General features: G+C 65.7%; 11 protein-coding genes. 5 read left to right on the top strand and 6 right to left on the bottom strand.

Translation table 11 applies throughout. The features are described from left to right. Positions 1 to 427 (bottom strand): LysR family transcriptional regulator (locus ABNS06_RS01405; RefSeq protein ID WP_348672173.1); only part of this gene is annotated, 427 nt, incomplete at its 3' end. A gap of 114 nt (positions 428 to 541) precedes the next feature. Here ABNS06_RS01405 and cysC point away from each other — a divergent pair. The 5 genes from cysC (at position 542) to ABNS06_RS01380 (ending at position 5,075) form a co-directional block, all read left to right on the top strand. Next, on the top strand, positions 542 to 1,159 hold the full coding sequence (cysC, locus tag ABNS06_RS01400) for an adenylyl-sulfate kinase (protein ID WP_348672172.1): 618 nt from the start codon (positions 542 to 544) through the stop codon (positions 1,157 to 1,159). Between the two features lie 51 nt (positions 1,160 to 1,210). Continuing rightward, complete coding sequence (gene sat, locus ABNS06_RS01395) at positions 1,211 to 2,392, top strand: sulfate adenylyltransferase (protein WP_348672171.1); 1,182 nt, start codon at positions 1,211 to 1,213, stop codon at positions 2,390 to 2,392. After that, positions 2,393 to 3,358 carry an acetyltransferase gene (locus ABNS06_RS01390; RefSeq protein ID WP_348672170.1) on the top strand — a complete coding sequence of 322 codons (966 nt, stop codon included), beginning with the start codon at positions 2,393 to 2,395 and terminating at the stop codon, positions 3,356 to 3,358. A 71-nt stretch (positions 3,359 to 3,429) separates the two neighbouring features. Next, positions 3,430 to 4,353: an oxidoreductase gene (locus ABNS06_RS01385; RefSeq protein WP_348672169.1), complete on the top strand. Its 924-nt coding sequence runs from the start codon at positions 3,430 to 3,432 to the stop codon at positions 4,351 to 4,353. 32 nt (positions 4,354 to 4,385) lie between these two features. After that, entirely contained in the window at positions 4,386 to 5,075 is a 690-nt protein-coding gene (locus tag ABNS06_RS01380) for an extensin family protein (RefSeq protein WP_348672168.1), read from the top strand. Positions 5,076 to 5,210: 135 nt separating this feature from the next. Here the strand turns inward: ABNS06_RS01380 and ABNS06_RS01375 are convergent, their stop codons facing one another. The 5 genes from ABNS06_RS01375 to ABNS06_RS01355 form a co-directional block, all read right to left on the bottom strand. After that, positions 5,211 to 6,533, bottom strand: a complete 1,323-nt coding sequence (locus tag ABNS06_RS01375) for an ATP-binding protein (RefSeq protein WP_348672167.1) — start codon at positions 6,531 to 6,533, stop codon at positions 5,211 to 5,213. A 26-nt stretch (positions 6,534 to 6,559) separates the two neighbouring features. Further along, positions 6,560 to 7,897 (bottom strand): sigma-54 dependent transcriptional regulator, encoded by a 1,338-nt coding sequence (locus ABNS06_RS01370; RefSeq protein WP_348672166.1) that lies wholly within the window; start codon positions 7,895 to 7,897, stop codon positions 6,560 to 6,562. Positions 7,898 to 7,954: 57 nt separating this feature from the next. Continuing rightward, on the bottom strand, positions 7,955 to 9,160 hold the full coding sequence (locus ABNS06_RS01365; protein ID WP_348672165.1) for an FtsX-like permease family protein: 1,206 nt from the start codon (positions 9,158 to 9,160) through the stop codon (positions 7,955 to 7,957). 11 nt (positions 9,161 to 9,171) lie between these two features. Further along, a complete protein-coding gene (locus tag ABNS06_RS01360) occupies positions 9,172 to 10,479 on the bottom strand; it encodes an ABC transporter permease (RefSeq protein WP_348672164.1) in 1,308 nt (435 codons plus the stop codon). Positions 10,480 to 10,483: 4 nt separating this feature from the next. After that, on the bottom strand, positions 10,484 to 10,751 hold a 268-nt coding region (locus tag ABNS06_RS01355; RefSeq protein ID WP_348672163.1), incomplete at its 5' end, for an AAA family ATPase.

Here is a 10,751-nt window from a genome sequence, read left to right as displayed (position 1 = left end):
TGTCGATCTCCCCATCCAGCAGCTTGCGCTCGATGGTGTCGGTGTTCTCCACCGCCAGCGACAGCTCCACACCCGGGTTTTCCGGCCGGTAGGCGGCCAGCGCCCTGGGCAGCATGTAGGCGGCGATGGTGCGGCTGGAACCGATGGCGAGGCGTCCCTGCCGGCGGTGGCGCATGTCATCCAGCGCCTGCTCGGCCTGCGCCTCGACGGAGAACAGCCGCTCCGCGTAGTCCTGGAGCACGCGACCGGGCGCGGTGAGCCGCACTCCTCGCGGCAGGCGGTCGAACAGCTGGACGCCCTGACGCTGTTCGAACTCGGCGAGCTGACGCGATACCGCCGACTGGGAGATTCCCAGTTGCGTCGCCCCGCCGGTGACGCTGCCGGCCCGGGCGACCGCCCGGAAGATGGCCAGATGATTCAGGTTCACGTGAGCGACAAAGCTTTTATTTTCTGCATGGCACGTATCTTATTTATCTATTTTTAGAATGTCTCGAATCCGCCTAAACTTGCGCCTCCCCACCCATTAGCGGACAGCACACGCATGAGCGATCAGAAGGCGACCAACATCACCTGGCACGACGGCGACGTCACCCGGGGCGACCGCAACAAGCTCCTCGGCCAGAAAGGCGCGACGATCTGGTTCACCGGCCTGTCCGGTTCCGGCAAGAGCACCGTCGCCGTTGCGCTGGAGAAGGCGCTGTTCGCGCAGGGCCGCCTGGTCTACCGCCTGGATGGCGACAACGTGCGCCACGGCATCAACAAGAACCTCGGCTTTTCCGCCGAGGACCGCGCCGAGAACATCCGCCGCATCGGCGAGGTCGCCAAGCTGTTTGTCGATTCCGGCGTGCTGGCGCTGTCCAGCTTCGTCAGCCCGTACCGCGCCGACCGCGACCTCGTCCGCGAAATGCACGAATCCGACGACATGGATTTCATCGAGATCTACGTCAACGTGCCGCTGGAAGTCGCCGAGGAGCGCGACCCCAAGGGGCTTTACAAGAAGGCCCGCGCCGGCGAGATCCCGAACTTCACCGGCATCAGCGATCCCTACGAGGCTCCCGAGAAACCGGAGCTGGTGCTGAACAGCCACGAGATGAGCCTGGAAGAGGAAGTCATCGCCGTGCTGGACCTGCTCAAGGCGCGCGGCGTGCTGCCAGCCTGATCGGCCCTTCCCGCCACTCCGAATTCACCGAATCCAACAAGGACGACACCGATGATCAAACCTCACGGTTCCGACACGCTGAACCCGCTTTACGTTGAAGACGATGCGGCCCGCGCCGCGCTGCTGGCCGAGGCCGAAACCCTGCCCAGCCTGCTGCTGAACTCCGCCGCAGCCGCCAACGCGGTGATGCTGGCCGGTGGTTACTTCAACCCGCTGACGGGCTACATGAACAAGGCCGATGCCCTGTCCGTCGCCAAGGACATGAAAACCGCAGACGGCCTGTTCTGGCCGGTGCCGATCGTCAACCTGAGCCAGGCCACCGACGTGCAAACCGGCAAGCTGGCGCTGCGCGACCCCAACGTCGAAGGAAATCCCATCCTGGCGGTCATGGACGTGCAGGCCATCGAGACCGTCTCCGATGACGAACTCAAGGCCATGGCCGAGGAAATCTTCGGCACGCTGGACGGCGACCACCCGGGCGTCTCCACCTTCCTGAGCCTGGGCAACACCCTGCTCTCCGGCCCGATCCAGGTGCTGAACTTCAGCTACTTCGCCGCCGATTTCCCGGACACCTTCCGCACCGCCGTTCAGATCCGCAACGAGATCGCCGAGCGCGGCTGGAACAAGGTCGTGGCCTTCCAGACCCGCAACCCCATGCACCGCGCCCACGAGGAGCTTTGCCGCATGGCGCAGGAACGCCTGGGCGCCGATGGCATCGTCATCCACATGCTGCTGGGCAAGCTCAAGAAGGGCGACATCCCGGCTGATGTGCGCGACAACTGCATCCGCACCATGGTCGACCAGTACTTCCCGCCGAACACGGTGATGATTACCGGCTACGGCTTCGACATGCTCTACGCCGGCCCGCGCGAGGCCGTACTGCACGCCGTGTTCCGCCAGAACATGGGCGCCAACTACCTGATCGTCGGCCGCGACCACGCCGGTGTCGGCGACTACTACGGCGCCTTCGATGCCCAGACCATCTTCCAGGACAAGGTCCCGGCCGGCGCGCTGGAAATCGAGATCTTCGAAGCCGACCACACCGCCTACTCCAAGAAGCTGGACAAGGTCGTGATGATGCGCGAGGCCCCGGACCACTCGAAGGAAGACTTCGTGCTGCTGTCCGGCACCAAGGTTCGCGAGATGCTCGGCAAGGGCATGGCGCCGCCGCCGGAATTCTCGCGTCCGGAAGTGGCCAAAGTATTGATGGACTACTATCAGAGCATCCAGTAAATGGCTGATTTTGATGCCTTCAACGGCGATGCCGATGGTGTCTGCGCGCTCGTCCAGCTGCGGCTGGCCGAGCCGCGTGAATCCACGCTGATCACCGGCGTCAAGCGCGACATCGGCCTGGCGAAACGCATCGAGGCCGGCGCGGGCGACCGGGTCACCGTGCTCGACGTATCGCTGGACAAGAACCGCGACGACATCCAGCGCATTCTCGATGCGGGCGCCACGGTGCATTACGTGGATCACCACTACGCTGGTGAGATTCCGGACAGCCCGAAGCTGACCGCGCACATCAACACCGCATCGGACGTCTGCACCAGCCTGCTGGTCAACGGCGAGCTGAAGAACCAGTTCATCGAGTGGGCGCTGGTCGGCGCCTTCGGGGACAACCTGTCGGTGAGCGCACGCACGCTGGCGAAGCAGACCGAACTGAGCGATGAGGAACTCGAACAGCTCGAAGAGCTCGGCATCGCGATGAACTACAACGGTTACGGTTCCAGTCTCGACGACCTGCACTTCACGCCGGAGGCGTTGTATCGCGAGGCCGTGCAGCATCGCTCGCCGCTGACCTTTCTGGCGGACGCACCGGAAACCTCGCAGACACTGATCGCCGGCTACAAGGCCGACATGGCCAGCGCCGAATCGACGCCGCTGGAGCCGGTGTCCAACGACGATGCCGCCTTCCTGATCCTGCCCAACGAACCCTGGGCACGGCGCGTGTCCGGCGTGTTCGGCAACTCGCTCGCCAATGCCTCGCCGGACCGGGCCCACGCGGTGCTGACCGAAAAGGCCAACGGCAACTACCTGATCAGCGTGCGCGCACCGCTGAACCGCAAGTCCGGCGCCGACGAGCTGTGCCGGCAATTCCCGACCGGTGGTGGTCGAGCCGCCGCGGCCGGCATCAACGACCTGCCCGCCGAGCAGTTCGGCGTGTTCGTCGATGCGATGAAGGCACAGTTCGCGACCTGACCGCCAAGGGCCAATGCGTCGGGGGCGTAGATCGTGATAGGTCTACGCCCCTGCTCACTACCGAGGCTCGCATGACGCACTGGACCGAATCGGACATCCCATCACTGGCCGGCAAGACGGCCGTCGTCACCGGCGCCAACAGCGGCCTCGGCTATTACACGCCCCGCGCCCTCGCGGCGGCGGGCGCCCGCGTCATCATGGCCTGTCGCAGCGAATCCAAGGCCGGCCAGGCAATGGATGCGCTGCGCTCCGAACTGACCGAACCGGCCATCGAGTTCGCGCCGCTGGATCTGGCCAGCCTGGACTCGGTGCGCGGCTTCGCGACCGGCCTCGGCGACACCACGATCGACCTGCTGATCAACAACGCCGGCGTCATGGCCGTGCCCTACTCGAAGACGGCCGATGGCTTCGAGATGCAGTTCGGCACCAACCATCTCGGCCACTTCGCGCTGACCGGGCTGCTACTGAACCAGATCAACGACGGAGGTCGCATCGTCTGCCTCGCCAGCATGGCCCATCGCTGGACACCGGGGATCAACTTCGATGATCTGGCCTGGGAAAAGCGACGCTACAAGCGCTGGCAGGCCTATGGCGACAGCAAACTCGCCAACCTGACGTTCATGTTCGAGCTGTCGCGGCGAATGATCGCGGCAAGACGCAACATCCTCGTCGCCGGTGCACACCCCGGCTACGCGTCGACCAACCTGCAATTCGTCGCCGCCGAACAGCGCAAGTCGCTGATCGAAAAGCTGGTCATGCGCATCGGCAACACCGTGATCGGCCAGCCGGCGAAGATGGGCGCCCTGTCCACGCTTTACGCCGCAACCGCCGATGTGGTCGCCAGCGGTGACTACATCGGCCCCGGCGGCTTCCAGCAGATGCGTGGCTATCCGACCAAGGTCGGCTGCCGCAAGCAGGCCCGCGACCCGATCATTGGTGAGCGGCTGTGGAGCGTATCGGAGTCGCTGACCGGAGTGCGGACGCTGTCGGACTGAGCAATTCCGACACGGCGCGGTCCAATCGGGACATGCGCCGGTCTCTGCTTCTACTGCTGCTCGCGCTCTGTGCCGTCCTGGCCTGGCGATCCGGCCTGCGGCTCCCGGACCGTCACCTGCCCTGGACGCCGCTGTCGCCCGCCACGGCGCCCAACTGGCTGACCGGGTACAAACTCGGGCGGTTCGACGATGATCCGCAAGCCTGTCTCCGCTTCCTGCGGCAAACCGCGTTGCGCTTCGAACCGCTGGAGGACCGGTCCACCGGAGACGGTTGCGGGTTCTTCGACGCCGTGCGGATTGATGGCGGCCCGGTGGCCTACACGGCCCCGTTCAGCACGACTTGCCGCCTGGCGGCGTCCATCGCCCTGTGGCAGCGCCACGTGGTCCAGCCGGCTGCACGCAACACCCTGAGTGCAGAGGTGCGCCGCATCGACCACTACGGCTCCTATGCCTGCCGCAACATCGATAACCGGGCCACCGGTCGCCGCAGCGAACACGCGCTGGCCAATGCCTGGGACGTCGCCGGCTTTCGCCTGGACAACGGAGACCGGATCACCGTCGCCTCGCACTGGGTCGGTGACGAAGCCGGAGCCCGCTTTCTCGGACAGGTGCACGACGGCGCCTGCGACCTGTTCTCGACGACGCTGGGGCCGGCGCACAACGAGGCCCACGCCGATCATTTTCATCTCGACGCCCGCGGCGGTTTTCCGGTTTGTCGCTGAGGACGAACCACGTCGCGCCCGCGGCGCGGTCATGGGGTATTGCGCGAAGACGCAGGACACGCGACTCCAGCTCGACCCAGAACCAATGCGCGGCGTCGAACTTGATCGGTCACCGGTCGTGGAGACCGGAAAGTCCTACTGGCCCGGCGCGGCCGGAATGTGGATTCTGACCCGCAGCCCTCCGTTGGCGCGATTGGACAGCTGCAGACGCCCTCCATGAGCCTCGACAATCTCGCGTGTCAGCGCCAGACCCAGCCCGGTCCCGCTCCGCTTGGTGGAGTAGAACGGCAACAGGGCATTGGCGAGTACCGTCTCGTTCATGCCACTCCCCCGGTCCGAAATATCGATGCAGACGTCCTTCCCCGCCCGCGTCACCTGAAGTTCCACCGCCTCGGCCGGACTGCCTGCCTCGTGAGCGTTTTTCAGCAGGTTGATCAGCACCTGTTCGATCTGCGCACGATCCAGCCAGGCGGGTGTGTCAGGCAGCTTGCCGGCCACGCGGAACTCCACATGCCCGGCCAGCGACTGCACGAGATCGTCCCACTCCACCCGCTCGACCCGAGGCGTCGGCAGTTTGGCGAAACGTGCGTATCCGGCGATGAATTCGTGCAGATGACGGGCACGTTCGCCAATGGCCGCGAAGACCCCGGACAATGACTCGGTGTTTCCGCGCCGGACCAGCTCGCCGCCCGAATGCGCCATGGATGAAATCGGCGCCAGCGAATTGTTGAGCTCGTGGCTGAGCACCCGGATCACCTTCTTCCACGTCGCGACTTCCTGGCGCGACAGCTCACGTGTCATCCGCCGGAACAGGTACAGGCGATGCGGACGGCCCTGCAGACGGAACCCTCTCTGCGAGATGTGGAATGTCTCCTCGCCGCCCTCCATGTCCAGGCTGAACAGGCTGTCCTCGCCCGCCGCGACTGCTTCGCCCACGACGTCCGGCAGCGCCGAGAGCACTTGCTGGAAATCGAGTCCGCCCAGACTCTTGCCGTCGTTGAACAACTGCCGGGCCGCCATGTTGGCGTAGGCCACGCGGCCCGACGTGTCGCTGAGCACGAGAGCCACGGGCGTGTTCTGCACGACCGTGTCCAGCAGCAATTCGCGCTGGACAAGATGCTGGCGCTGCTCGCGCAGCGTCCGGCCCAGTTCGTTGTGGAGTGAGACCAGCTCGGACAGCTCGTCGCCGCCGCTTTCGGTGGTGGAAATGCTGAAATCACCGTCGCGGTAACTGGCGACCGCACCCTGCAATGCGCGGATGAGTCGCCGCACCCGCCCGATGGCCTGCCGCGCGAGAATCGCCCCCAGCACCATCCCGGCAACGACGCCGACCAGCAGCGTCAGCCCGGCATCCCCGAACTGGCGCACCCCGACGATGCCGCCGAGAGCGCCCGCGAGGAACACCGCGCACAGCAGAACGGCCAGCTTGCCCTCCAGGGACAGAACGCGCGTCTTCATCGGTCGGGCTCGGTGAGAATCGGGATCTAGTCCGGGGCCAGACCGAAGCGGTCCATGCGGCGGTAAAGCGCCTGCCGGGACAAACCCAGCGAGCGCGCCGCGCGACTCACGGTGCCTCCCGCCGCGTCCAGCGCGGCCTGGATGGCCTCGCGATCGGGCTCGTCGAGATTGCGGGCGGCGGGCTGGACGTTCACGGGCAGATTCAGATCCTCCGGACGGACCACGCCATCCTGACACAGCAACCGCGCCCGCTCGATGGCGTTGCGCAGTTCGCGGACATTGCCCGGCCAGCGATGCCGGACCAGGGCGTCCCTCGCCTCGTCGGACAGAATCGCCTCGTCGCCGAGAAAATGTTCGGCCAATGGCACGATGTCATCGCGTCGGTCGGCAAGCGGCGGCAGACGGATCTCGACGACGTTGAGCCGGTAATAGAGATCCTCCCGGAAGCTGCCGTCGGCGATCATCGCCGACAGGTCGGCGTTGGTCGCGCTGAGCACCCGCACCTTCACCGACTGGGTGCGTGACGCCCCAAGACGTTCGAACTTCCCGGTCTCCAGGACCCGCAGCAGCTTCACCTGACCGGACAGTGGCAGGTTGCCAATCTCGTCGAGGAACAGGGTGCCGCCGTCGGCCACCTCGAATCGTCCCGGACGCGCGCGATTGGCCCCGGTGTAGGCCCCGGCCTCGGCCCCGAACAATTCCGCCTCGATCAGCTCGGAAGGCAGCGCCCCGCAGTTGACGGTGATGAACGGCCCGTCGCGCACCGGCGAGTTGGCGTGGACAATATCGGCGATGCGTTCCTTGCCGGCGCCATTGGGCCCGGTGATCAGCACCGGCAGCGCCGCCCGCGCAACCTGGCAGGCCAGCTCGACCACCCGCTCCGTGGACTCCGAGGCATAGACAATGCCGCGCAGGTCATAACGCGATTCCAGCGAGGCCCGTCGCTCCCGGCGCTCCCGGCGATAGCGGGAAACCTCCTGTGCGTTCTCCGACAGCTCGAGCAGGTTCTCCACCGTGGTCGCCAGCTTGGCGTCATCCCAGGGCTTGGCGACGTAGTCGGCGGCGCCGGCCTTGACCAGTTCCACCGCGGATTCCAGATGCGTCCAGGCCGTGAGCAGGATGATGGGCAGATCGGGATGGCGCTGACGGATTACACGGAACAGCGCCACGCCCTCCTCGCCTGAGGTCGTGTCCTCGGTGAAATTCATGTCCTGGATCACCAGGTCGACGCTGGCCCGCGCCAGTTCGGCGAGGCCCTCGTCCGGCGAATGCGCGGTGATCGCACGAATGTCGCGCAGCGACAGCAGCAGCTTCAGCGCCTCGCAGACACCCGGATTGTCGTCAATGATCAGTACGGTGGACATTGGTCTCTTGAGCTTGCGCGCCGGATGGCGCCGGAAAGCCTGCCATCGATCGCGGTTCTATGCCCGTGTCGCCAGCGCCGGCGGCACCCGCATCGCCCGCAGCGCCGGCTGCAACACCGATAACTGACCCAGCACCCAGAGGCTTACCGCCGCCACCGGCAGGTAGTAAAGCGGCAGGCGCTCCAGCTCGTAGTGCTGCATCAGCCAGGCGTTGACTCCGTAGGCGGAGAACATGCCCGCGGCGACACCGGCGGTGACGATCAGGAAGTTCTCGAGCTGGAAGTACCGCAGGATCGCGCCTCGCGTCGCGCCCAGCGCCCGCCGGACACCAATCTGCCGCCGCCGCCGCTGCACCCAGAAACTCGCCAGCCCGACGATGCCCAGCGCGGTGACGATCAACAGCGCGACGATGACCCCGATCAGCAGCATCGCCATCACGCGGTCACCGCGGAAGAAGCGCTCGCGCATCTCGACGAAGGTGCTCGCATGGAGGATCAGGCGCCCCGGGTGGACATCGCGCAGGGCCACCTCCGCCTGCTTGAGCACGGCATCGGGTTCGGCGCCACGCACCCGGAGCAGGTATTCCAGACCCGGCGCATGGCGCACCGGATAAATCACGCTCATGGGCGCATCGCCCGGATCACCGAACGACGGTCGGATCAATGTGTCGACGATGCCGATCACGCGAATGGGATCGGTATCGGTGTAAAACGCCTTGCCCAGCGCCGGCTCGCCCGGCCACAGGCGGTCGGCCAGAGCCTGGGTGATGATCGCCATGCCAACGAAGGTTTCGTCGGTGCTGAACAAATCCTGGAAGTTGATGTACTCCTCCGGCTGAAAATCGCGCCCGGCGACGAGCTTCAAGCCCAGCGTTTTCACCAGATTGCCGTTGTCGAAATAATTGGTCGCGCCGACCACCGGCGGCGCCCCGCGCTCCACGGCGACGCCGGAGTTCCAGGAGGAATTCCCGAACGGAACCTGCTGGACCGCCGCAACGTCGACTACTCCCGGCACGGCTTGCAGCGCGGCCAGGTCTTCCGCCGTGCGTAGCGGTTTGTCGACCGGGTCATCCAGCGTGGCCGTACGAATCCGCAGCAACTCGGTTTCGGCGATGCCGCTATCGATCTGCATGCGGTCCATGCGCGCGACGATCACGAACAGGGTGTTGCAGATGATGGCGCAGGCCAGTGCAATTTCGAACGCGATGAGAATCGCCGCGGTCTTCTGGCGACGCAGGGATTTCAGGATCGGTTGAATCTCCATGACGCAGTTCCTTATTCGGTCTTGAGTTGAAGCGCCGGCGCAATCCGGCAGGCCTGCCACGCGGGTAGCAACCCGGCGATCAGGCTGGCGGCCAGCGACAAGCCAACGGCCATCAGAAACATCGAGAGATCCAGCCGCGCGAACCCGGCATAGTCCACCGGCTGCATGCGAACCGCCGCCAGCCCGACCAGGCTGAGCAACAGGCCAACCACGGCACCGCCGACTCCGATCATCCCGGCCTCCAGCAGGTACTGGGTGAACACCGAACGCCGCGTGGCGCCCAGCGCACGCCGCACGCCGATATCGCCCTCGCGCCGCAGGAACTTGGCGAGCATCAGGCCGATGGTGTTGACGATGCACACGACCAGGAACCCGAACGCGATCCAGACCTGCAGCTGCACGTCATCAGGCACGACCCGCTTGTAGTCCAGCCATTCCATGACGCTGTGCAGGCGTCCGTTGAACGACCGCTCGAAGCGACCGATCTCCCGTTGATGCTCGCTGTAGTTCGCCAGGTAGCGCTCGTAGTCGGCCCGGGCATCCGGTGATTCGAGCTCGACCCAGTACTGCAACCACATGCAGGTGCCGGAGCGCTGCTGCTCCTCGGGTGACATGCGCTCGCTGCCGAAGCAGGACATGTCGCCATTGCGTCCCATGTCCAGATCGATCGAGGTTTCCAGTGGCAGAAACGCCTCCTCGGAATCCGCGTAGGCTCCCGTGGTCAGATCATAGAAATGCGGGTTCGGACGCCACTCGTCGATGACACCGATCACGCGGAAGCGGTGGGAACTGAGCCGGATTTCACGCCCGACGCTGTTCTCCCCGCCAAACAGACGCTGGTTCAGACGCCGTGACAGCACCACGACGCGTTCGCGGGCCTCGTCCTGCTCGGCGGTCCAGCCGCTGCCATGGAGAAACGGAATGTCGAACAGCCCGAAGATATCCGCTGTGGAGTAGCGCAACTCGACCACATAGGGATCCACCCCGGCCTGATCCGGCACCAGCACCGCCCCGCCGCCGCTCATTGCCGCCTGACGCTTGCCGCGGGCATCCCGCAGCAGGTTCATCGCGTCCACGTAAGTAAGCTGGTCGGGCGGCTGGTCGCCGGGCTGGTAGTGGGTGGCATCCTCGGGATCGACCTGGGGATAGAACAGCACGTCACTCTTGGACGGCAACGGATCGCCGGAGAGCACGTGCAGCACGGTAATGGTGGTGACGCTGGCGCCGATGCCGATGCCAATCGCCAGCACCATCAGGCCGGTCAGCACCGGATTGCGGCGCAGGCCGCGCACGGCCAGCCACGCGTAGTAGCGGAACATGGCGTCAGCCTCCGGCCACGGCGGTGAACCGCGGCTCGGCGGCATCGATGTCCACCACCTGACCGTCGACGATGTGGACATTGCGCTGGGTCCGCGCCGCCAGCTCCGGATCATGCGTGACCATGACGATGGTGGCGCCATCGCGATGGACCTCCTCGATCAGCTCCATCACCGCGCGGGCCATCTGCGTGTCCAGGTTGCCGGTGGGTTCGTCCGCCAGCAGCAGCTTTGGCCGCCCCGCCAGAGCCCGTGCAATCGCAACGCGCTGCTGC

It is taken from the genome of uncultured Abyssibacter sp., assembly GCF_964000955.1.
Lineage (GTDB): Bacteria > Pseudomonadota > Gammaproteobacteria > Nevskiales > OUC007 > Abyssibacter.
Note: the sequence above shows the minus strand (reverse complement) of the source record. Positions and strands in the feature narration are given on the sequence as shown.